The sequence below is a fragment of the Bulleidia sp. HCP3S3_C9 genome (assembly GCF_052064035.1).
GTDB lineage: Bacteria > Bacillota_I > Bacilli_A > Erysipelotrichales > Erysipelotrichaceae > Bulleidia.
In genome coordinates this window covers 1-21553 of record NZ_JBQHWJ010000040.1, presented here as the reverse complement: position 1 = coordinate 21553, position 21553 = coordinate 1, and the positions used below count along the sequence as shown (strand labels likewise).

Below are 21553 nucleotides of genomic sequence, written 5' to 3'. Positions count from 1 at the left end.
ATATTTATACCTACACGCTTTTCTGATTCTCAATGTATTGTTTAATGACTGCAAGTGGAGCACCACCAACAGTGCTTACAAAATAACTGTTAGTCCACAAACTCGGAAGTCGTAAAGAAACACCAGAAACAAAGCCAGTAAAATAATCACAGAAAAATACAAAAAATATGTTTTCGCAAATGAATCTTTTTTATTCCGTTGTTTTTTCATACTTTCCTCTATATTGTCTAAATTATATCGAATATGCACTTTCTTGAAAAGGCAAAAAAAACACATACCAGTTTGATATGTGTTAGAACAAAGTTTCAGGGTGATGTATCCCTAAATGTTCATATGCCTTTTCTGTAACAACTCTGCCTCTGCTTGTACGATTGACAAAGCCAATCTGAATCAAGTATGGCTCATAGACATCTTCCAGTGTCGTTGTTTCTTCAGAAATAGAATTTGCCAATGCTTCCAGTCCAACAGGTCCACCATGGAATCTTTCAATGATACCTCTAAGATAGCGAATATCAACTTCATCAAGACCTAGAGAATCAACATGCAATCGAACAAGTGCATCATCTACAATTGCTTTAGAAATCAAACCATTGTTCAATACCTGTGCAAAGTCACGAATTCTACGTAACAGGCGATTGGCAATACGTGGTGTTCCTCTAGAACGTTTCGCAATTTCAATGATTGCATCTTCATCGATAGAAACACCTAAGACTCTGCTGGAACGCGCAATGATTGCGGATAATTGTGCTTCATTGTAGTATTCCAGTTTTGAAATAATACCAAATCGATCACGCAATGGAGAAGAAAGATCTCCTGCACGCGTCGTAGCGCCGACAAGTGTAAATGGAGGCAGAGGCAGTCGAACACTTCTTCCGCCCTGACCATTTTCACCACCGACCATAACATCCATTTCAAAGTCTTCCATTGCGGGATACAGTACTTCTTCAACAACTTTAGGCAGACGATGGATTTCATCAATAAACAAGATATCACCGGCATCCAGTGTAGACAGTACACTTGCAAGATCTCCAGGTTTAGAAATACTTGGACCAGTAATGATCTTGATATTTGTATGCATTTCATGAGAAAGAATGTATGACAATGTTGTTTTCCCAAGACCTGGAGGACCATAAAGCAATACATGATCTAAAGATTCATTTCTCTGCAAAGCTGCCTGAATATAGATTCTAAGATTTTCCTTTAAAGAATCCTGACCAATATATTCATCCAACGATCCAGGACGAATACTTTCTTCCTCATCTCCAACGACTTCTGTAGAGCTCATTAAACGTTCATTTTCTTCCATATACACTCCTATTTAGCTTTCGCCATGAAGCGTAGACCCATGGACATATACTGTTCAACAGACAATCCAGGGTTTTCCGCCATATAATGAATGCAATTAGAAAGTTCTGACTGCTTGTATCCAAGATTCTTCAAGCCTTCAACCGCATCAAGAATTTCTTTTGGATATTTTGAAAGAGACTGCTTAGAAGATGTGGTTTCAGCTGGTACAAGTTTTCCCTGTAGATCAAGAACAATCTGTGAAGCACTTTTTGCACCAATTCCTGGCATTTTCTTTAATGATGCAACATCTCCAGATGCAATTGACTGAATGATTGCTTCATATCCTGCTTTTGCAAGCATATTCATTGCGGTTTTCGGACCAAGACCTTTAACAGAAATCAAACGCAGGAATAAGTCTTTTTCTTGTTGAGAAGAAAAACCATACAGATTCATACCACCCTCAAAAATATGCAGGTATGTATAAATCACCACTTCAGCATTCAAAGACAATGCATCTGTATGTGGATAGGCAATTTCCCATCCCATACCATTGTGATCCACAATAACACTGTCGCTTGTATAGGAAGCAACGATTCCTTTGATAAAAGCAATCATGATTCACTCTCTTTCTAGTCTTTAAAGTCTAAGATATAGTTATTGACGATAACCTGGTCGCCATCTCTTGCACCCGCTTCACGCAATGCTTGATCTACACCCATCTTATCCAGCTGCAAACCAAGCTGGTATGCCTGATCTGGATCATCAAGATCATATGTATCGACAAGATTGTCAATCTTCTGAGAAACAACTTTCCATCTGCCTGGTGCATCCTTTTCAATATAGAAATCAGGACGCTTTGGCTGATAGCGATATACAATTGTTTCTTCAATTGGAGCAGCATTTTCAGCTTCAACAACCTTTGCATTGTCAATTTCATCCATTGCCGCATACAATACTTCCTTTAAACCAATATGTTTTAAAGTAGATACTTCATAGATCTTAATATCAGGATACGCTTTCTTGAATTCATCCAGATACATGGATGCATATTCATCATCCATTTTGTTTGCGACAACGATCTGTGGTTTCTTTTCTAGATCTGCATCATACGTAGCCAATTCTTTGTTGATAATATCATAGCACTCAACAGGATCTCCTGCTTCACCACTCATATCAATGACATGAATCAAAACACGGCATCTACGAATATGACGCAGGAATTCATGTCCAAGACCTCTGCCTTCACCAGCACCTTCAATTAATCCTGGCATATCTGCAAGTACAAATCCTTTTTCATTTCCAAGATCGACAACACCAATATTTGGTTCAATCGTTGTAAAAGGATAAGCAGCAATTTCTGGTCTTGCATTTGTTACGACAGACAGGAATGTTGATTTTCCTACAGATGGAAAACCAATCAAACCAGCATCTGCGAGTAAACGCAGCTCAATTTGAATATCTAAGGATTCACCAACTTCACCAGGCTGTGCGTATTCTGGTGCATCATTTCTAGCAGTCGCAAAATGATGATTACCAAGTCCACCTTTACCACCATGGGCAATGAGCACTTTCTGTCCAGGTTTCGTCAGATCCGCTAAGAGATCACCATTTTCTGCATTTCGTATCATTGTACCAAGTGGAACACCGATCACAACATCATCTCCACTTTTTCCATGCATCTTCTTGATCAGACCAGGGGAACCATTTCCTGCTTTTACAGATTTTGTAAAACGAAGCTTCGTTAATGTTGTCTCATTTGTATCTACGGCAAAATAAACGGAACCACCATTACCGCCATCTCCTCCGGCAGGTCCACCCATTGGATAAAACTTTTCACGTCTCCAGGCAACGATACCTCTTCCACCATCACCTGCTTTTACATGCATTTTAATAAAATCAATCATTGTGGTCTCCTTTCTCTTCTGTTAAAAAAACTCCTGAATACTAATATTCAGGAGTATCATGACTTAAGCTTCAACTGGATAAACAGAAACCTGTTTCTTGTCTCTGCCTAAACGTTCATACTTAACAATACCTGCAGCTGTTGCGAACAAAGTATCATCGCCACCACGCATAACGTTCTTGCCAGGCATGATTCTTGTTCCTCTTTGTCTATAGAGGATAGAACCAGCGTTTGTGTATTGACCATCGGCTTTCTTTGCACCAAGTCTTCTACCAGCAGAATCTCTTCCGTTCTTTGTGGATGATACACCCTTTTTGGATGCGAATAACTGCATATTCAGAGTGAACTTCATAGTATTAAACCTCCATTATTCTTATAAAATCTTTGTTTACTTCCTGTGCTGTTTTTAATTGAATGATTGCGGTATTCATGATGATATCTGTTGCAGATGATGGATGATGCAGTTTGATACGTACATATCCTTCATCCAGAATGATATCTTCTTCATGAGCCATTTCATACAATGCATTCGCCAGCCCAGTAACAATACCGCTCACAATTGCACATACAAGATCTCTGCCGTACTCATCACTTCCGGCATGTCCTTTGACTTCTAATTCGTCAATGTACTGGTTTCGCTTTGCGGTAATTTGAATCATTTTGATTAAGCCTCAATAGCATCAACAGTCAACTTTGTATATGGTTGTCTGTGACCCTGTCTTCTTCTTGTAGAACCCTTCTTGGACTTGTACTTGAAGATTCTGATCTTCTTTTCCTTGCCCTGCTTAACAACAGTACAAGTAACCTTAGCACCATCTACATATGGTGTTCCGATCTTTGTGCTTTCGTTGCTAACGAGAACTACCTTGTCAAATACTACTTGATCTCCAGCTTCTACATCTAACTTTTCAACGTAGATTTCCTTGCCAGCTTCAACCTTGAGCTGCTTTCCGCCTGTTTCGATAATTGCGTACATTTGTTACACCTCCTGACATTTATCATAAGACGCGCCATTAAGGGGAACACTGTGTTCTTAAAACCCTTTTTTGTGCGGTTACAGACCTCGCAAGAGGGCTGATAACGTAGATATATTACACGAACAAGACGTCCGCGTCAATCAAAACTTACAGTAATTTCTTTACTTTCTTTGCGTATTTCTTGCGTTCTTTCTCGCTGCAGTTAGATAAGCTTGTCAAAACTGCATAAATCTTGAGTTTCTGTTTTGTTGAATAGTTATCATCTAACTCAACATCAACAACAGTATGATTCACAGCGTCCATAAGTTCCTGTTCGCTGAACTTTTCTGCACCTGTCGCATTCTTTTCGAATTTTGATGCAGATACTTTATTATGATATGCCATAGAATTTCCTTAGAGGAATTCTTCCTCTTCCTTTCTTGGATATACCGAAATCACTTCCTGCTTTTCAATCGCCTCATTTAACAATGTTTCATAATCAAACATTGTTTCATAATGTACACTCTTTTCACTTGTTGGATGTGTAACTGGATTTTTTGGATCAAAGATCGTACAGCAGTCTTCAAATGGAAGAATACTTGTTTCATATGTTCCAATTTGACGTGCCAGATCAATAATTTCAACCTTGTCAAAGCATACAAGTGGACGAAGTACTGGCATTGTGATTGTTTCATTGATGACTGCGATAGATTCCAGTGTCTGAGAAGCAACCTGACCAACAGATTCTCCTGTACCGATTGCTAAGCAATGAGATGCCTGAGCAACTCTTTCTGCTAAGCGATACATCATTCTTCTCATGATTGTTACCGCATATGGATCACCAGCTGTCTTATAGATGTTCAATTGAATATCCGTAAAGTTGATTACGTGAACACGCATGGAACCTTGATATTCACTCATCATTTCCGCAAGCTTTAATACTTTGTTTCGTGCAGCTTCAGAAGTATATGGTGGAGAAGCAAAGTGAATAGCTTCTACAAATAAGCCACGCTTCATGAGTTCATACGCCGCAACTGGTGAGTCAATACCTCCTGAAAGCAGTAATAAAACCTTTCCATTGATACCTGCTGGATATCCACCTGCACCCTTGATCTTGTCAGATGTAATATATGTATACTTTTCATGCACTTCTACACGAATCAGCAGTTCAGGATTGTGTACATCTACAGTTAAATCTGTATTGTGCAGGATTTCTCCGGCACATGATCGATTGATTTCATCAGAAATCATTGGAAAAGACTTGTCGTGACGCTTTGTCATCATCTTGAATGTCTTCTTGTTAGATTCAGATGCAATACGCAGGCATGTCTTTTTGATTTCTTCAATATTGCTTTCTACCTTTTCTGTAAATGAGAAAGAACTGATACCAAAGACTCTCTTTAGTTTTGCACTGATTTCATCAGTATCTTCATCTGTTAATTTAATGTAGATACGATCATGTGTCTTCTGATATGTCAAATCTGGATAGTCACGCAATGCATACTTTACGTTATGAAATAAACGTGTAATAAAATCCTTACGATTCTTTCCCTTTGTTGAAAGTTCACCATAACGGATCAAGACTGTATCATATTTAACCATATAGTTGAATGACTCCTTTCAATACTTCAATAAAACGATCGACTTCTTCTAATGTATTGTGATACGAAAGAGATATACGAATACAGGAAGAAGCTCTTTTCTTGCTGAAACCCATTGCCTCTAGAACATAGCTTGGATTCATAGACTTTGAATCACATGTACTGCGTGCGCTGACCATAAACCCACCTTCATTCAAAGCATTCTGCATTACTTCACTAGGAATATTTTCATAGGAGAAGTTGATTGTAGAAGCAATTGCATCTGATGGCGAATTGATTTCTACACCTTCAATACTTTTTAATCCCGCAATCAGGTGGTCATGCATTTCTTGGATACAGGAATGATATTTCTTCCCGTTTTCTAAAGCAAGACGCAATGTCTTCGCAAACATCATATCAACAAGCGCATTGCTTGTTCCCCCACGGATGCCAAATTCCTGTTCTCCTCCATTGATGAGCGGAACATAAGGAACAAAGGATTTTTTCACAAGAATACCACTGCCCTTCAAACCTTCCAGCTTATGTGCAGAGATAGAAGCAAGATCGATATTTGTCATATCCAGTGGTACTTTGCCAATGGATTGTGTCAAGTCAACATGCATATATGCATGTGTCTTCTTTTTGACATATTCGCTGATTTCATTGATTGGATTGACTGCACCAGATTCATTATTGACATACATAATGGATACGATTGCCGTATCTTCATCCATTGCATCCATCACCTGTTTCAAAGATACCTTCCCTGTAGAATCTACAGGAAGATATGTCACGTGATAGCCAAACACTTCTTCCATCTGCCTGCAGCAGTTCAAAATGGAAGAATGTTCTACATTAGTTGTAATAATATGTTTTTTGTTCTTATTTGCAAAACAAACGCCTTTAATTGCGGAAGTGTTGGATTCACTTGAACCAGAAGTAAAAATGACATCCGAAGCTTGAACTCCCAAAAGCCCGGCGATTGCTCGACGGGCTTTTTCCATCATACTGTTGATTTCAATTCCTTCATTATAAATCGACTCAGAATTTACATAGTATTTCTGTAATAAAGAAATATAGCTTTTCAGTACTTCAGGATGAATATTTGTTGTAGAGGCGTTGTCAAAATATACTCTATCAAGCACCTTTAGAATTCTCCTTAATCATATATTCATAGTTTCCTGGATGAATCTTTTCAATCGTAGCAATCGCAATTGTCAATGCCTTTGTATATTCTCCATTTCTGAAACACAGTTCACTGCGCGTCAGTTCAGAGTCAATATCAGCATATGTTGAACGATAACGGTTTCCAAATACGATTGTGTTTTCAACCATCACAACTGTACCAACAACATTATTGACATTGTTGTAAAGCTTATAGATAAAGTCTAAAGCTTCCTGCAATGTTGAATTCAATAACTGCATATTGATTGGACTTTCTTTCATCAAGCCATCCAATGAGCGGATATATTCATATGCCTTACGCATATCATCTTCATACTGTTCTGAAATATTTGGCAGTTTATACTTACGGATCTTAACCTGCATGAGATTCATGATGATCTGCAGCTTTGTCAATTGCTTGCTTGCACGATCTTCATCACCTGTAGCCATTTCAATTCTGCTCTTGATGTCTTTCAAGGCATGATTGACATTTGTTACTTTCTGATTAAGATCAGCAATATTTACAACGACCATGGAAGCTGGCATCATGTAATTCTTTTCTGCATCCAGTACATTATTCTTTGTTGTATTTAAAGCAGTTAAAGCATCGTTTTGCTTTGTAGCTTCCGCAAGCAATGACTGTAAGCCATACTTTTCACCATTTGCACTAAGCTCAGAAGTAACAAATCTCGCATTCTTGTTTGCTTCTTCAAATACTTCTTCTGTATCTCTAGTTAAAGATTTCATCTGATCAAAAGAAGAACTTTCTGTATGAATCTGCTTGGACAGCTGATCAATACGTTCTTTATATGTTGTCAAATGTTCTGCAACACCATTTGCTTCACCATTCTTAAGTTTCAGCTGATCTTCTTTCAGTGCCTTGTCAATGGATCGAAGATTTGTTTCTACATCAAGATGCTTGAGATACACTCCTCGTGACATGCACTTCTTGTAATCCTTTGCACATGCTTCCAGCATATTTGGAACAACACCACGTGCATCTTCTAATAAGGAAGGCATATCATCAAGCATGCTTTCAAGCTCCTGCATGCTTGTCTGGATCACATCCAATTCTTTATTTGCACGTTCATAGTCACTAGAATACATCCAGTCTTCAAATGTAGAGAACATCTTTTCTGTATCTGTGATCTTTGTTTCAATCGCATTCCAGTTGTAAGAAAGCTTGCCTGCATTTTCCTGTGCTGTAGACTTCAATGCGCGGAAACGATTCTTGAGTGTTGTTACTTCCTGGCGCTGTGCTGTTTCTTTTGCAAGAATATCATTCAAGTAAGCATCCAGATCATTCGCTTCTTTTGTCGTTAAGGAAATGTCTGTTTCAAGTTCACTCATGATATCATCTGCTTTTCTTAATTTACCAAGCAGAATTGCATCTTCACAATTTGCAAGATTCTCACTGATCTTGCGAATGGAAGCCTGCGTCATATCATAGCTTTTCTTTGCTTCATTTACTTTGTTTGCTGTATCTGCATTGCTTCTAGCAGCAGTCACAGCCTTATTCATTTTAAATGTTAAAGGAATCGATTTAATTGCGTTATATCGCTTTTCCAGCCCTTCTAATTCTTTTCTGAATTTCTTTGTACGAACCTTTTCAACAATCAGCCATACAGCCAAGATCAATACAACGACCGCAATTCCTATCACTACTCTTATATCGGAGATAATACTCAAAATCTGATTCATAACATTACCCTCTGCATTTCTAACTAATCTTAAATATATTATCATGAAATCATAAATTCTGAAATAGAGGAAATGCAATAAGAATTTTGTTGACGAAAACCTTTTGTATGCCTATAATACCAAGTGCGTCAAATAATAGCAGCTTGTAGAGTCATAAGACAGGCGTTGTTAAGATATTTATCTAGGCAAAGTAACTGAGCTGAAACAGCGAAATGTCATTGTAACAACACCCCTTATTGATGATCTATACCTGTTGTTGTTTCGCTTATGTCATAAGGAGGAATAACACATGGCACGTTACACAGGTCCTGTTTGGAAGAAAGCTAGACGCTTAAGCTTCTCCATTTTAGAAACAGGCGAAGAGCTTAAGAAAAGAACTTATGCTCCAGGACAGCATGGTCCTACAAAGCGTATTAAACTGAGCGGTTACGGTACTCAGCTTCGTGAAAAGCAGAGAGTTCGTAACATGTATGGTCTAAACGAAAAGCAGTTTGCTAACCTTTTCCAGAAGGCATCCAAGATGGATGGTATGGCAGGTGTAAACTTTCTCGTTCTTCTTGAATCCAGATTAGATAACCTCGTTTATCGTATGGGTTTCGCTAGAACAAGAAAGGCAGCTAGACAGCTCGTTAACCACGGACATATTGAAGTTGATGGCAAGAAATTAGACATCCCAAGTGCTGAAATCAAGCCAGGTCAGGTTATCTCTGTAAGAGAAAACGCTAGAAACTTCGCAGTAATCAATGAAGCTCTTGAATCCAATATTGCTACACCAGCATTCGTTGATGTAGACAAGGATAACAAGAAAGGTACATTCGTAAGACTTCCTGAAAGAAATGAACTCAACCAGGAACTCAATGAATCCCTCATCGTTGAATACTACAACAGATAAAAAGTTGATTACGCTTAGAGTCATCCATTGGATGGCTCTTTTCTTTTTTAGCTGATTTATGCCAATATCTGTATTTTCATTTTTTGTTGTATACTTCTATTGCGCATCATTTTTGCAAGTTTTGGTAGAAACTGGTAGAAAAATGTTTTATCCAGCATTATCCCTTATATGAAAGATTTCTATTCTTATTGTTTCTTTAAACTGTGAGCCATTCACTAGATGACTCTTTTTTTCTTTTTTATTGAAAAATATTTCTTTGCAAATGAAAATTTTCGTCGTATTCTAATTATCATATTGAGGTATTTACTATGCAGCGTGATTTAAAACAACTAGACGAACAAATCTTAGAACTCATGAAAGAAAGAGTTGCAAAGACAAACAGTGAACATGTATCTGAAATTGAGCAGTTAACAAAACAGTTAGATTTAATTGCTTCCACAGTTTCATACAAAACTACGTTTACACCTTCCCCACTCGTTGGCTATCAAGGTGTCAGTGGTGCATTCTCTGAACAGGCTTGTCAGAACTTCTTTTCAAAGGATGTAAAAACAATTGGCTATCCTGAGTTTGAAGATGTTTATATTGCATTAAAGAATGGTGATATTGATTATGGTGTACTGCCAATTGAAAACTCCTCTACAGGCGCTATCAATGATAACTATGATTTAATTCGTAAATATGGTTTCTATATTGTAGGTGAAACTGCAGTCAATGTTGATCAGTGTCTGATGGGAATCAAAGGTACAAAGCTAGAAGATATCAAAGAAGTCTATTCACATCCACAGGGACTTGCACAGTCTTCCGATTTCTTTTTCGCACATCGCTATATGAATCCTATGCCATACAAAGATACTGCTATGGCAGCACAATACGTCAGTGAAGCAAAAGATCCAACAAAAGCTGCAATTGCTTCTAGACTCGCATGTGAATTATATGGATTAGAAATGCTGCAGAAAGCAATCCAGAACGACAAGACAAACAAAACAAGATTCATGGTCGTTTCCAGAGAATTTATTTCACCTGTTGACAGTGATAAAGTATCTGTCGTCTTTACCCTCCCTCATGTTGTTGGTTCATTATCAACGATGCTGGAAATCACAACACTGTATGGCGTCAATCTGGAGAAGATTGAATCTAGACCTATCAAAGAAGAAAACTGGCGATATTATTTCTATATCGACTTCTTAGGCAATATGCGTGATGGTTCTGTCAGCAAGGCCATCGAAGAAATGAAAGCAAAGGCTTCCACATTCCGTCTGTTAGGAAATTACAAGAAAGCGTAGATCATATGAGAGAACTCGGAAACAGTTACGTCAAAAGCTTGAAAGAAAGCGCGACGTTAAAAATGAATGATAAAGCCAAGAAAATGATTTGTGATGGTATTGATGTTGTCAATCTTGCTGGTGGTGAGCCAAACTTTGATACACCAAAACAGATCAAAGATGCAACAATTCAGGCATTGAATGAAGGAAAAACACATTACGTTGCTTCTGGTATGATTCCAGAATTAAGGCAGGCAATCACAGAAAAGCTGCAGCGTGAAAACAAGATTACAATTGATCCATCTCAACTGATTCTTACGCCTGGTGGAAAGTATTCATTATTTCTTTGCATGCAGGCATTGTTAAATCCAGAAGATGAAGTGATTATTGTTGCTCCAGCATGGGTTTCGTATGAATCTATGATTACGCTGAGTGGTGCAACACCTGTATTTCTAGAACTCAGTGAAAAAGACAACTTTACACTGACAAAAGAAAAACTGTTATCAGTCACAACAGATCACACAAAGCTTGTCATCGTCTGTTCCCCATCCAACCCAACAGGACATGATCTAACAAAAGAAGAACTAGATGCCTTGGAAGCATACATTCTAGAAACAAAGATCCATGTTCTTGTGGATGAAATGTATGAACATATTATCTATGATCACAAGCATACATCCTTAGCCACAAGAAAGAACATTCAGGACTATGTGATTTCTGTCTTTGGATTTTCCAAAGGCTATGCAATGACAGGATGGAGAATGGGATATATTACAGCTTCCAAAGAAAATATTGGCTATATGAACAAAGTATATTCACATTCTATTACATGTGTGAATCAGTTTATTCAATATGGTGGTGTTGTCGCATTAAACAGTTATGACGATATTGAAAGAATGCGTCAGGCTTATCAAAGACGCAGAGATTTCTTTATTTCCGGATTGAATGCGATTGATGGTGTGGAAGCTTCTAATCCAGATGGTGCCTTCTATGCATGGGTAAAATTTGATGGTTTTAAAGACAGTGATGCCATTGCTGACTTCTTACTAGAAAAGGCTCATGTTGCTTCTGTCAGTGGAAAAGCATTTTCACCAGGTGATACAAATCACGTTCGTTTCTCATTTGCGGCAAGCGATGAAGAATTAGAAAAAGCAGTAACAAGAATCAAACAGGCAATGCAAAACCGATAAAAAAATCATCGGTTTTTTATATTGTAGTATTTGGATTTCTGTATTGTCCGTGTTTGTTTGTTTTACCATTTCCATACTGTATCGCAAACATAGGACAGCGATGCAGACACCCAAGACACATTTCACATTCGTTTTCTATCCAAACCGGATAGCCATCTTTCATGTCAATCGCCTGTACTGGACATTTTTTAGCACATAAACCACACCCAATACAAACATCCTTGTTAACAGATAAATGTTTTGTCTTTCTTTCTGTATGGTACATGTAAAAAGATGGCAGTACACAGATGCATACTGGCAGTTTTCCTTTCACAAAATCTCCATTTGTTTTTGTCTGTATTTTTGTGATGATATGCTGCAGCCGATTCTCACCTTCAGAAAGTTTTGCATCAACTTTCTTTTGATTTGTCAGATCAAACATTGGTGTCAAGGTATCCGGCATCATTACACTATAGTAAGCATCAAACATATGATTGTTTTTTTGCATCAGTTTCTTTGTGAAATGAGTAACGGAACCAGTAGTTGTACCATAACTGAACACACAAAATGTATATGCACAGTTTATCATCTGGATATTTTCTAGAAACATCGCAACGATTCTAGGTAGTCTCCAAAAATACGTTGGTGATACGATACCTAGCACTTTTTCATTTTCAAAGCAGTAGCGATTCTCCCTGATACATGAAACAATGGACATGCATTCATCATTCATGCTCTTTGCAATTGTTTCCGCAATATATTTACTGTTCCCTGTCGCACTGAAATATAAAATCATTTCTAAAACCTTTCTCTTATTCTACATAAAATTATACCTGTTACTTTAAACAAAAAGGAGAATTGCTTCTCCTATTGCTTTCTAGCCCGCTTTTTTATGAATGTTCGTAATTGAGTCAATTACTCCGCCCCTAAAGGGACGAAGCTTGTAACTCACTCATATGGTCCTAGCGTCACTATATTATATAGTGCTCCCATATTAGACATTTAGTCTCCCTCGGTACAGAGGATTGTGGCTACATCGTCGGGTGATTGACGGGCACCCGTATTGGAATCTGTTAATTTGTTAGTGCTAATGGTTTTTCTTGCTCAGAAAGCTTAAACTTTGGATTTTCATTGCCGGATATCCATAATGTTCCTAACAGCTGAATGTTCATGGCACCTACCTGATCATCGTTAGCCTGATAGCCACAAAAGTCACAGGTATACAGATGTTTATCGTGATCTCTGTTAGCTTTATGGATTCTTCCACACTTAGGACATCTTTGTGATGTGTACTCTGGTGATATCTTTAATATCTGTGAGCCAATAGCTTCTGCTTTATACGTAAGATACTGTTCTAACTGGTAGAAAGACCAGGAACGCAGTTCATTACGCTGTTGGTCAGAGCGTCTTTCAAGGTTTTCATCAAAGCTGACATCTGAAAGGTCTTCCATCACAAAAAGTGTATTGCTTCCGTATTTATCTACGAGTGTCTTTGACAAGCAATGATTCACATTGCTCATCCAACGGTTCTCTCGTCCAGATAATCGTTTCAATGCACGTTTTGCGGATTTTGTACCTTTCGACTGTAATTCAGCTCTGACTTTGTTGAAGGATTCTCTCTTTTTACGAACAGCTTCGCCAGAGTAGAAGGAAGCTTCATCTTTCTCGTCATAGGTTGTCATCAGATAACATAAGCCTCTGTCAATACCAACAACATGTTTGATGGACTCTTTATCAAATACAACATCATCTTTCTTTGTCATAGGGATGTGAAAGTACCACTCATTCTTTAAAGAGACAATCTTACCTGTACCAAAAGACCATGTACCATCAAAGTAATCTTTAAAACATGGAGGCACATCAAAAGTAGCCTTAATACGTCCATCTAAGGTATTCAAAGAAAGATATGTTGTATCTGATTTCTTGTCTGTTACAAAGCTGTAGTCTCTGTTCCTGACCAGATCAGCCTGTGGCCTTGAGAAAAGAACAGGTTTCTGTAACCAGTCTAATGTGCGATAGACACGGTACCACTTGCTGGTGAAGATATCCTTGAACTTGTAAGGTTTTCTCTTCATTTGTGTTCTAATCGAATCATAGCGAGCAGTTACAGTTCGGATAGCGGATTGTGTCAACTGTGACTTCAATCCAAAGTCAGAACGTATCGTCTGATACAGCTTGTTGCTTAGAGTAACAGAGCTCATGGGAAAGTTATGGTCAAAAATGTATTGAGACACAAAATTACATGCAAGACGATACTGCTCTGTTAAATGTTCAACAGAACGAATATCGCTATCCTGCACGTGAATATGCAATTTCATTGTCTTAACAATCTCGGTCATTTCGTATGGTATATATATTATACCATAAAATGTTAAAAAACCGCATATTTATGCTAAAATATAGCATTTTTTATTATACATAAAGTTGTAGAAAGGAAGGTGTGGAAACATAGTCAAACCGCCTCTAAAGAGGCGATGTTTCCTTTAAATTATTATGAATCCAATTATAAGGACACAGGCAAGTATGATTGACATATGCTATCTCCGTGGTTAGTTATTACTAACCATTTATACTATAGCATAAATATTCATTCATTCGTTTGTAGACGATTCCTCGTTGATTTTCTTTTCTACCTGAATGGAAATGGTATTGCTGATGCGAACAAGTTCAACGCCTGCTGCTTTTAGCATACGCTTGGAAGCAATGTTTGTATCCACACCATTGTACTTATCAGATTCATAAACAATCTTTTTAATTCCAGATTGAATGATTGCTTTCGCACATTCGTTACATGGAAATAAAGAAACATAGATTGTACAGCCTCTCACACTTCTTTGAGAATTCAAGATTGCATTCAACTCTGCATGAACCACAAAGGCATACTTGGAAGTTAATACATCCCCTTCTCTGCTCCAAGGAAATTCATCATCACTGACACCCGTAGGAAATCCATTATAGCCTACAGATACAACTCTATGATTTTCATCAACAATTGCCGCACCAACCTGAGTATTCGGATCTTTGGAGCGCAATGCAGAAAGATGGGCAAGTCCCATGAAATACTCATCCCATGTAAGAACGTTGTCGACTCTTTTTTCCATTAGATATCCTCTCTTCTTAGCTTTTCTAATAATGTTTCAAAGTAATCTGGAAGTGGTGCAGTAAATGTCATCTTTTGATGTGTTGAAGGATGTACAAGAGTCAATTGGTATGCATGCAGACACTGTCCCTGTGTATCCATCATTGCACACTTTCTGCCATACTTTTCATCTCCTGTGACTGGATGATTGATATATTTCATATGAACACGAATCTGGTGTGTTCTGCCAGTCTCTAAAGAACAATCCATTAATGTATAGTGCTGAAATCTTTCCTTCACTTTAAAGTGTGTTCTAGCATCCTTAGAATTTGTTGGTGTTACTGTCATCTTTTGACGGTCTCTACGGTCTCTTCCAATTGGGGCATCGATCACACCAGCTTCATTGGCAATATTGCCATCTACCAACGCAATATATTCTCGATGGCATTGTTTTGTTTCCAGCTGTTTTGCGATTGCATTATGCGCAAGATCATTCTTACAGGCAACAATACATCCCGTTGTATCTTTATCAATACGATGCACGATACCAGGACGAATCACACCATTAATTCCAGAAAGATCTTTACAGTGATACAACAATGCATTCACTAACGTACCAGAATAATTTCCTGGTGCTGGATGAACAACCATTCCCTTTGGCTTGTTAATCACGATAATATCATCATCTTCATACAGGATATCTAATGGAATGTCTTCTGCCTGTACATTCAATTCTTCATTTTCAGGAACATCACAGCTGATAGTATCTCCACACTGTACCTTATAGGATGATTTTTCAGCCTTTCCATTGACATAGATCTTCTTTTCCTTTGCAAGATCCTGTACACGTGTGCGAGATAATTCACTCACTTCACTGAGATACTTATCTAAGCGTGCTCCACTTTCTTCTACGATCCATTCTGTATAGCTCATACGTTTTTCTTTTCTTCCTTCATTGATACGATAAATAGTAGAATGACACCAATCGTTAATGCACTGTCTGCAATATTAAAGATTGGAAAGTCATATCCAAAAATAATAAAATCTAAAAAGTCTCTGACATAGCCTAAAAATAAGCGGTCAAACAGATTTCCTGCTGCCCCGCCAATCATTAAGGCAAGCGCAATTTTCATTAGCTTTGAACAGTTTTTTTTCAAAACATAATAAATCATGACACCGATTGCAGCCGCAGAAACAATCGATAAAAATGCCTGCTTGCCACTTAACAGTGACCATGCCATACCTGTATTTTTTGCAAATGTCAAAGAGAAAAAACCAGGAATGATTTCTACATTCTGCAATGCCGTTTGACTTTCAATGATATATTTAGAAACAAGGTCTAAAACAATTACAATTGTACTGATAACTATGACTGCCATACTTACCTCTGTTTCTCATTTGTGAAGACTGTAAACTGTTCCAGTTCATATGGTTCAAATTTGTTTACCAAAGATGCATATGCTTTATCAAATGCATCTCCATCAAAGTCTTCAGATAATCTTTTAAGAAGTCTTTGCTTCAAAATCACACTATCCTGATGTGGTAAAAGCACTTCTCTACTTGCCAGTACAACATTTGCTTCATCCAGGATTACAACTTCAAATGTGTAGTCCTGCGCATCTTTTAAAGAAGCAAGCAATGTATCATCTCCATCTTTAATGCAGAATGGGATATCACTTGTTTCCAGGCAGTCATAGATCTCAAGCAGGAATGCATCTACAATTCCTTTCTGTATAAAAGAAATATGGATATCACTCTTGTTCACTCTCTGCAATTCTTCTTTGTCCCATACACGATCTTTTAGAAAGAAGATCCAATGATGGTCCTTATAATCCAGCCAGATACCGTCTGCTGATTCAATGTTTAACTTTTGATTTTTTTGAAATACTGTCATATTCACTCCAATCACGTACAAAATTATACAAAAAATAAAGACATAAAGAAAGAAGCGTTATTTAAACGCTTCAATTACTGATTGTATTGTTTTAATGCCTGTGCAATCTGATCCGGGCAGGATGTGTTCTTGAATCCACAATGAATGCCATCTAATACATCAATCACTTCCTGGATCTTTCTGCCTTTAACTAAAGCACCGATTCCCTTCAGGTTACCGTTGCATCCACCTTCTACAACGAGAGACTGGATTGTATCTCCTTCAATTTCAAACGTCATTTTCTTACTGCAGACGCCCTGTGGTTTAAATTCATATGTTGCCATAATTTCACTCTCTTTCCTTGCGTAAAATGTTAACACAAAACTGTACAAATGAGAAAAGAAATGCTATTTTCTTATACATGATTACATTAAGAAAAGAAACAACAGATGCATTAAACATTGAAAAGTTCACAGATATTCAGCAGCAGGTGATTCCACATGCCATCAATCACGAAGATATCTGCGCATTAGCTCCAACTGGCAGCGGAAAGACATACGCTTATGTATTGCCTGTCTTAGAACAGATTGAACTGCAAGGTAAAGGAAAGCATTTTCCTCGCTGTATTATATTCGCACCTACACGAGAACTATCCATACAGATTACACATGTCATTCGAGATCTCTTGAAGAATCGAGAAGGCATTCGTACAAGTTTACTGACTGGCGGCTATGATATCCAGAAACAGATCCAGGCATCACGAAATGGCGCAGATATTGTAGTTGGTACTCCAAGCCGCATCAAAGATCATCTAAGACGTCATACATTAAAGACAAAGATGTGTGATATGGTCGTTGTTGATGAAGCGGACATGATGCTGTCGATGGGATTTGAAGAAGATCTTCTTGATTGTCTCAACTATCTCAAAGAGCATCAGACAATGCTGTTTTCAGCTACCGAAACAGACGAAACAAAAGCACTTGCCAAAACAATACTGCGCAATCCATTTCTTACTACAATCAAAGAAGAAACAGAGAAGAAACAGGATATTACTGTACATCTTCTACAGACAAAAGAAACATCCAAGATTGATGTACTGACACGTTTATCAAACAAGGAAAAGAATCAATGTATTCTTTTCTGCAACAAAAGAAAAACATGCGATTTCTTAACTGAACTGCTAAAGAAAAGAAATTACTCGTGTGATACGATTCACTCAGATATGAACTATCAGACAAGAAAAAAAATCATGGAAAGCTTTCGAAACCATGATTTACAGATTCTATGTGCAACGGATGTCGCAAGTCGAGGTATTGATATCCCAAGTGTAGATACTGTCATTCTCTATGATATTTCTGATACAGAAGAACAATTAATTCATCGTGTTGGAAGATGTTCTAGAGATGGAAGAAAAGCAAATGCATATTTATTGATTACGAAAAATGATCATCGCTACAGCTATGACAATTTATTCAAGAAAGTCATAAAGGAGAATCATCACTGATTCCCCTTTTCAATTGGCATTTCAAAATAGAATGTTGATCCTTTTCCTTTCGAGGATTTCACACCATACGGTACACCATGCAGCTCCAGCAATTGCTTAACAATATTCAAGCCAATGCCAGAGCCATTAGCTACACGGACATGTTCCTTATCAACCTTATAGTAACGATCCCAGATATTATCCAGATCTTCTGGATCAATACCTTCACCAAAATCCTGCACTTCAATACGCACAACATTCTCTTTTTTGATTTCTCTTACGATGATATGTTTTGCTTCACCACCGTAATTGACCGCATTGTTCAAAAAGTTATTGATGACCTGTTCAATACGTTTCTTATCCGCATTGACGTAGATCGTATCCAGCAGTTCACTTTCGATCGTATAGCCTTCCTGCATACGATACACATCATATTTCTGCAGCTGTGTTTTTAATAATGCTGAAATATCAAATACTTCCTTATGCAGAACGATCCTTCCATCCTGTAAACGAGACATATCCAGCAAGTCATTGACCAAAGCATTCAATCGCTTCGTTTCATCAACAATGACTTGAATATTTTCATCTGTTTTTTCTTCTGGAAGATCAATCATCATTTCACCATATCCGCCAATCATTGTTAATGGTGTTCTTAGATCATGAGAGACATTGGATATCAGATCTCTTTTTGCCTTGTCTGCCTTTTGAATATCATTTGCTGCCTGTACAAGTGTATTGTTCAGATCCGCCGCTTCTTTATAGCGGTTTGTTTTTGGATCAATTGTATACTTTCCCTGTGGGAGCTGTTTGGCATTGGATGTAATACCAATGATTGGTTTTGCGATATGTCGATACATTAATACCGTCAAAATTGCCACCGCAACGATCATAAATAACGCAATATAGCGCATTTGGGAAGCTAGTGTTTCTGTTGTTGCATTGAGTGGTGTTATATTACCAGAAACCATAATAATGGAGCTGTAATCTGCCGCATTGACAATCTTTGTATACACAATTGTATCAAAGTTATCTCCCTGATCACCATCAACACCAAAATCGCTGGAATTATTCGTCACACGCGCAAGATAAGAATGATTTTTGCTTCCAATTGCTTTTGTGACAAACTTTGCTCTTTCAGAATTTGTAATCGAAGAAATCATACATCCACGATTTCCAATCGATCCCTGCATACCTCCACTGGAAGAAGACTGATACACCATAATACATGTATCAGACTGTGACTGCATGTAATCAACGAATTCATCTAGTCTTTCATCTTCAATGAACTTTTCTACAAACGAGCCAACGGTCTCAATACTTTTAATTTTATTTGCTTCATACATTGGCTGCAGTAAGACAATCTGAAACAAGAATACAATAGATGCGGTTAGAATACAGAAGATGATCAGATATTTACCGATTTCCCATTTTAAACTAGTCAGCTTTTTCAAAACGGTACCCTACGCCTCTCAATGTAACGATATACCTGGCATATTCACCAAGATTTCTACGCAGCAGCTTAATATGTGTATCTAATGTACGATCATCACCAAAGAAATCATAGCCCCACACATTACTCAATAACTGCTCACGTGTTAAGGCAATGCCACGATTCTTTACTAAATACAATAATAAATCATATTCTTTTGGTGACAGCTGCACACGCTCCTTGTCAATTGTTACTGTTCTAGCGGAATTATCAATCACCATTGTATCAATCACATATCGATCACTCATATCTACTTTTGGAGCAGTACGCTTTAAGATTGCCTGGATACGCATCATCAATTCCTTTGTAGAAAATGGCTTGACAACATAGTCATCAATACCTAGATCAAATCCATGAATCTTATCATACTCTTCCCCTAAGGCACTCAACATGATGAAAGGCATGTCAGGACATGTTTTTTTGATTTCTTTGACCGCAGAAAAACCATCTAATTCAGGCATCATGATATCCATAATAACTAAATCATATGAATTGTTTTCACACTTTTCTACCGCTTCCATTCCATTTGCGGCTTCATCTGTTTCAAATCCTTCATGATGTGCATATTTCGCAATCAATGAGCGAATCTTGTCTTCATCATCTGTAATCAATATTCTTGTCATAAGCGTAACCTCTACCACATTATCGTAAGCAATGGATGTGAATTCATTGTGAATTTTTTCCAATGATAAACTGAATTATTTTCCTTCAATAAAGGATACTGCATCTTTGATTTCAGGAATTTCAAGATCTTCCATTGTTCCTTCATCTGCACTTTCAGCAACCTTCTGTCTCATTGGAATCTTTGCAAGAACTGGCAAGCCATACTTCTCACTGACTTCATTGATATGAGACTTTCCAAAGATTTCAATCTTTTCATTACAGTTTGGACATTCCACATAGCTCATATTTTCAATCAAGCCAAGTACTTTAATATCCATAGACTGTGCCATATTGATTGCCTTTTCAACAACCATAGAAACAAGTTCCTGTGGGCTTGTTACCACAACGATCCCATCTAATGGGAATGACTGGAACGCAGTTAGAGGAACATCACTTGTTCCAGGAGGCATATCTACAAACATATAGTCAACGTTGTCCCATACAACATCTGTATAGAACTGCTTCAAGATATTCGCAACCATTGGTCCTCTCCAGATAACTGGCGTTTCATCAGAATCTAGAATCATGTTTGTAGAAATGACCTGAATTCCATTCTTTGTAATATATGGATAAATGTATTTCCCATCGCCCATTGCCTTATCATGAATACCGAATGCCTTTGTCTGGGATGGACCAGTAATATCGCCATCCAATACACCTACACGGTATCCTCTTCTTGCCATTTCACAAGCAAGCATACTTGTGACGAAAGATTTACCTACGCCACCTTTTCCACTGACTACGCCAATGATTTTCTTCACAGAAGACTTTTCATTCAAATCAATCTTAAAAGAATTCTTCTTTTCAGGCATATGAAATCCATAATCTTCTGGTGTTTTTCCTTTACAGTTTTTTTCACTCATAATACTTCTTTATCTCCTCCTGTCTATTCTACCACAATATTTGAAATTGTAAGTTTTTACACATTTATCACTGGATTTCGCTGAACTGAAAAGTTAAATTCCACTTTCAAAAGAAAAAAATTAAAGTTGAAATTAGTTGTGCAGAAACAGTGCTGACAGGTAAATTCAGTGCTGTTTTTATTGTGGAAT

At 37.6% G+C, this 21553-nt stretch carries 24 protein-coding genes, 1 pseudogene and 1 other annotated feature; of the genes and pseudogenes, 4 read left to right on the top strand and 21 right to left on the bottom strand.

The window, feature by feature from the left end:
- Positions 1-10 precede the first annotated feature (10 nt).
- The 11 genes and pseudogenes from ACTND6_RS07700 to ACTND6_RS07650 form a co-directional block, all read right to left on the bottom strand.
- Positions 11-112, bottom strand: a pseudogene (locus ACTND6_RS07700) (transposase); the annotation flags it as partial.
- 180 nt (positions 113-292) lie between these two features.
- A complete protein-coding gene (ruvB, locus tag ACTND6_RS07695) occupies positions 293-1306 on the bottom strand; it encodes a Holliday junction branch migration DNA helicase RuvB (protein WP_178175889.1) in 1014 nt (337 codons plus the stop codon).
- Between the two features lie 8 nt (positions 1307-1314).
- Complete coding sequence (gene ruvA, locus ACTND6_RS07690; protein WP_441023379.1) at positions 1315-1902, bottom strand: Holliday junction branch migration protein RuvA; 588 nt, start codon at positions 1900-1902, stop codon at positions 1315-1317.
- A 14-nt stretch (positions 1903-1916) separates the two neighbouring features.
- On the bottom strand, positions 1917-3191 hold the full coding sequence (gene obgE, locus ACTND6_RS07685; RefSeq protein WP_441023376.1) for a GTPase ObgE: 1275 nt from the start codon (positions 3189-3191) through the stop codon (positions 1917-1919).
- A gap of 63 nt (positions 3192-3254) precedes the next feature.
- Complete coding sequence (gene rpmA, locus ACTND6_RS07680) at positions 3255-3542, bottom strand: 50S ribosomal protein L27 (RefSeq protein WP_178175883.1); 288 nt, start codon at positions 3540-3542, stop codon at positions 3255-3257.
- Between the two features lie 4 nt (positions 3543-3546).
- Positions 3547-3849: a ribosomal-processing cysteine protease Prp gene (locus ACTND6_RS07675; RefSeq protein ID WP_441023373.1), complete on the bottom strand. Its 303-nt coding sequence runs from the start codon at positions 3847-3849 to the stop codon at positions 3547-3549.
- A gap of 5 nt (positions 3850-3854) precedes the next feature.
- The gene (rplU, locus tag ACTND6_RS07670) at positions 3855-4166 is read right to left on the bottom strand and encodes a 50S ribosomal protein L21 (protein WP_178175879.1); all 312 of its coding nucleotides are present in this window, start codon (positions 4164-4166) and stop codon (positions 3855-3857) included.
- 17 nt (positions 4167-4183) lie between these two features.
- Positions 4184-4256, bottom strand: a sequence feature (ribosomal protein L21 leader region).
- A gap of 58 nt (positions 4257-4314) precedes the next feature.
- Complete coding sequence (locus tag ACTND6_RS07665; RefSeq protein WP_178175877.1) at positions 4315-4551, bottom strand: hypothetical protein; 237 nt, start codon at positions 4549-4551, stop codon at positions 4315-4317.
- 9 nt (positions 4552-4560) lie between these two features.
- Positions 4561-5748 carry a tRNA uracil 4-sulfurtransferase ThiI gene (gene thiI, locus ACTND6_RS07660; RefSeq protein ID WP_178175875.1) on the bottom strand — a complete coding sequence of 396 codons (1188 nt, stop codon included), beginning with the start codon at positions 5746-5748 and terminating at the stop codon, positions 4561-4563.
- Positions 5741-6871 carry a cysteine desulfurase family protein gene (locus tag ACTND6_RS07655; protein ID WP_441023372.1) on the bottom strand — a complete coding sequence of 377 codons (1131 nt, stop codon included), beginning with the start codon at positions 6869-6871 and terminating at the stop codon, positions 5741-5743. The genes thiI and ACTND6_RS07655 overlap by 8 nt, the downstream gene beginning before the upstream one ends.
- Positions 6864-8591, bottom strand: coding sequence for a septation ring formation regulator EzrA (locus ACTND6_RS07650; protein WP_441023371.1), 1728 nt, complete (start codon positions 8589-8591; stop codon positions 6864-6866). Before ACTND6_RS07650 ends, ACTND6_RS07655 begins: the two co-directional genes overlap by 8 nt.
- Before the next feature lie 289 nt (positions 8592-8880).
- Here ACTND6_RS07650 and rpsD point away from each other — a divergent pair, with 289 nt between their 5' ends.
- The 3 genes from rpsD to ACTND6_RS07635 all read left to right on the top strand — a co-directional run bounded on the left by rpsD (position 8881) and on the right by ACTND6_RS07635 (position 11935).
- On the top strand, positions 8881-9483 hold the full coding sequence (rpsD, locus tag ACTND6_RS07645) for a 30S ribosomal protein S4 (protein ID WP_441023369.1): 603 nt from the start codon (positions 8881-8883) through the stop codon (positions 9481-9483).
- 308 nt (positions 9484-9791) lie between these two features.
- Complete coding sequence (locus ACTND6_RS07640) at positions 9792-10766, top strand: prephenate dehydratase (protein WP_441023367.1); 975 nt, start codon at positions 9792-9794, stop codon at positions 10764-10766.
- 5 nt (positions 10767-10771) lie between these two features.
- Positions 10772-11935 carry a pyridoxal phosphate-dependent aminotransferase gene (locus ACTND6_RS07635; RefSeq protein WP_441023365.1) on the top strand — a complete coding sequence of 388 codons (1164 nt, stop codon included), beginning with the start codon at positions 10772-10774 and terminating at the stop codon, positions 11933-11935.
- 16 nt (positions 11936-11951) lie between these two features.
- Here the strand turns inward: ACTND6_RS07635 and ACTND6_RS07630 are convergent, their stop codons facing one another.
- The 7 genes from ACTND6_RS07630 to ACTND6_RS07600 all read right to left on the bottom strand — a co-directional run bounded on the left by ACTND6_RS07630 (position 11952) and on the right by ACTND6_RS07600 (position 17210).
- Complete coding sequence (locus ACTND6_RS07630; protein ID WP_441023363.1) at positions 11952-12710, bottom strand: EFR1 family ferrodoxin; 759 nt, start codon at positions 12708-12710, stop codon at positions 11952-11954.
- Positions 12711-12987: 277 nt separating this feature from the next.
- Positions 12988-14253 carry an RNA-guided endonuclease TnpB family protein gene (locus ACTND6_RS07625; RefSeq protein WP_441045086.1) on the bottom strand — a complete coding sequence of 422 codons (1266 nt, stop codon included), beginning with the start codon at positions 14251-14253 and terminating at the stop codon, positions 12988-12990.
- A gap of 252 nt (positions 14254-14505) precedes the next feature.
- Positions 14506-15015, bottom strand: a complete 510-nt coding sequence (locus ACTND6_RS07620) for a deoxycytidylate deaminase (protein ID WP_441023360.1) — start codon at positions 15013-15015, stop codon at positions 14506-14508.
- On the bottom strand, positions 15015-15926 hold the full coding sequence (locus ACTND6_RS07615) for an RluA family pseudouridine synthase (RefSeq protein ID WP_441023358.1): 912 nt from the start codon (positions 15924-15926) through the stop codon (positions 15015-15017). Before ACTND6_RS07615 ends, ACTND6_RS07620 begins: the two co-directional genes overlap by 1 nt.
- Positions 15923-16372, bottom strand: a complete 450-nt coding sequence (gene lspA, locus ACTND6_RS07610; RefSeq protein WP_441023356.1) for a signal peptidase II — start codon at positions 16370-16372, stop codon at positions 15923-15925. The genes ACTND6_RS07615 and lspA overlap by 4 nt, the downstream gene beginning before the upstream one ends.
- 2 nt (positions 16373-16374) lie before the next feature.
- Positions 16375-16887, bottom strand: a complete 513-nt coding sequence (locus ACTND6_RS07605) for a hypothetical protein (protein ID WP_441023353.1) — start codon at positions 16885-16887, stop codon at positions 16375-16377.
- 74 nt (positions 16888-16961) lie between these two features.
- On the bottom strand, positions 16962-17210 hold the full coding sequence (locus ACTND6_RS07600; RefSeq protein ID WP_178175288.1) for a TIGR03905 family TSCPD domain-containing protein: 249 nt from the start codon (positions 17208-17210) through the stop codon (positions 16962-16964).
- A 77-nt stretch (positions 17211-17287) separates the two neighbouring features.
- Between ACTND6_RS07600 and ACTND6_RS07595 the strand changes: the two genes are divergently transcribed.
- Entirely contained in the window at positions 17288-18370 is a 1083-nt protein-coding gene (locus ACTND6_RS07595) for a DEAD/DEAH box helicase (RefSeq protein ID WP_441023350.1), read from the top strand.
- Here ACTND6_RS07595 and ACTND6_RS07590 read toward each other — a convergent pair.
- The 3 genes from ACTND6_RS07590 to ACTND6_RS07580 all read right to left on the bottom strand — a co-directional run bounded on the left by ACTND6_RS07590 (position 18364) and on the right by ACTND6_RS07580 (position 21364).
- Positions 18364-19800: a sensor histidine kinase gene (locus ACTND6_RS07590; RefSeq protein WP_441023348.1), complete on the bottom strand. Its 1437-nt coding sequence runs from the start codon at positions 19798-19800 to the stop codon at positions 18364-18366. The genes ACTND6_RS07595 and ACTND6_RS07590 overlap by 7 nt on opposite strands.
- A complete protein-coding gene (locus tag ACTND6_RS07585; protein ID WP_178175285.1) occupies positions 19784-20461 on the bottom strand; it encodes a response regulator in 678 nt (225 codons plus the stop codon). Before ACTND6_RS07585 ends, ACTND6_RS07590 begins: the two co-directional genes overlap by 17 nt.
- Before the next feature lie 75 nt (positions 20462-20536).
- The gene (locus tag ACTND6_RS07580; RefSeq protein WP_441023346.1) at positions 20537-21364 is read right to left on the bottom strand and encodes a P-loop NTPase; all 828 of its coding nucleotides are present in this window, start codon (positions 21362-21364) and stop codon (positions 20537-20539) included.
- Positions 21365-21553 lie beyond the last annotated feature (189 nt).

What these genes read in the sequence shown, in the direction of transcription:
- ruvB (WP_178175889.1), bottom strand. Translation starts at nt 1,306, where the DNA reads ATGGAAGAAAATGAACGTTTAATGAGCTCTACAGAAGTCGTTGGAGAT.
- ruvA (WP_441023379.1), bottom strand. Translation starts at nt 1,902, where the DNA reads ATGATTGCTTTTATCAAAGGAATCGTTGCTTCCTATACAAGCGACAGT.
- obgE (WP_441023376.1), bottom strand. Translation starts at nt 3,191, where the DNA reads ATGATTGATTTTATTAAAATGCATGTAAAAGCAGGTGATGGTGGAAGA.
- rpmA (WP_178175883.1), bottom strand. Translation starts at nt 3,542, where the DNA reads ATGAAGTTCACTCTGAATATGCAGTTATTCGCATCCAAAAAGGGTGTA.
- ACTND6_RS07675 (WP_441023373.1), bottom strand. Translation starts at nt 3,849, where the DNA reads ATGATTCAAATTACCGCAAAGCGAAACCAGTACATTGACGAATTAGAA.
- rplU (WP_178175879.1), bottom strand. Translation starts at nt 4,166, where the DNA reads ATGTACGCAATTATCGAAACAGGCGGAAAGCAGCTCAAGGTTGAAGCT.
- ACTND6_RS07665 (WP_178175877.1), bottom strand. Translation starts at nt 4,551, where the DNA reads ATGGCATATCATAATAAAGTATCTGCATCAAAATTCGAAAAGAATGCG.
- thiI (WP_178175875.1), bottom strand. Translation starts at nt 5,748, where the DNA reads ATGGTTAAATATGATACAGTCTTGATCCGTTATGGTGAACTTTCAACA.
- ACTND6_RS07650 (WP_441023371.1), bottom strand. Translation starts at nt 8,591, where the DNA reads ATGAATCAGATTTTGAGTATTATCTCCGATATAAGAGTAGTGATAGGA.
- rpsD (WP_441023369.1), top strand. Translation starts at nt 8,881, where the DNA reads ATGGCACGTTACACAGGTCCTGTTTGGAAGAAAGCTAGACGCTTAAGC.
- ACTND6_RS07640 (WP_441023367.1), top strand. Translation starts at nt 9,792, where the DNA reads ATGCAGCGTGATTTAAAACAACTAGACGAACAAATCTTAGAACTCATG.
- ACTND6_RS07635 (WP_441023365.1), top strand. Translation starts at nt 10,772, where the DNA reads ATGAGAGAACTCGGAAACAGTTACGTCAAAAGCTTGAAAGAAAGCGCG.
- ACTND6_RS07630 (WP_441023363.1), bottom strand. Translation starts at nt 12,710, where the DNA reads ATGATTTTATATTTCAGTGCGACAGGGAACAGTAAATATATTGCGGAA.
- ACTND6_RS07625 (WP_441045086.1), bottom strand. Translation starts at nt 14,253, where the DNA reads ATGACCGAGATTGTTAAGACAATGAAATTGCATATTCACGTGCAGGAT.
- ACTND6_RS07620 (WP_441023360.1), bottom strand. Translation starts at nt 15,015, where the DNA reads ATGGAAAAAAGAGTCGACAACGTTCTTACATGGGATGAGTATTTCATG.
- ACTND6_RS07615 (WP_441023358.1), bottom strand. Translation starts at nt 15,926, where the DNA reads ATGAGCTATACAGAATGGATCGTAGAAGAAAGTGGAGCACGCTTAGAT.
- lspA (WP_441023356.1), bottom strand. Translation starts at nt 16,372, where the DNA reads ATGGCAGTCATAGTTATCAGTACAATTGTAATTGTTTTAGACCTTGTT.
- ACTND6_RS07605 (WP_441023353.1), bottom strand. Translation starts at nt 16,887, where the DNA reads ATGACAGTATTTCAAAAAAATCAAAAGTTAAACATTGAATCAGCAGAC.
- ACTND6_RS07600 (WP_178175288.1), bottom strand. Translation starts at nt 17,210, where the DNA reads ATGGCAACATATGAATTTAAACCACAGGGCGTCTGCAGTAAGAAAATG.
- ACTND6_RS07595 (WP_441023350.1), top strand. Translation starts at nt 17,288, where the DNA reads ATGATTACATTAAGAAAAGAAACAACAGATGCATTAAACATTGAAAAG.
- ACTND6_RS07585 (WP_178175285.1), bottom strand. Translation starts at nt 20,461, where the DNA reads ATGACAAGAATATTGATTACAGATGATGAAGACAAGATTCGCTCATTG.
- ACTND6_RS07580 (WP_441023346.1), bottom strand. Translation starts at nt 21,364, where the DNA reads ATGAGTGAAAAAAACTGTAAAGGAAAAACACCAGAAGATTATGGATTT.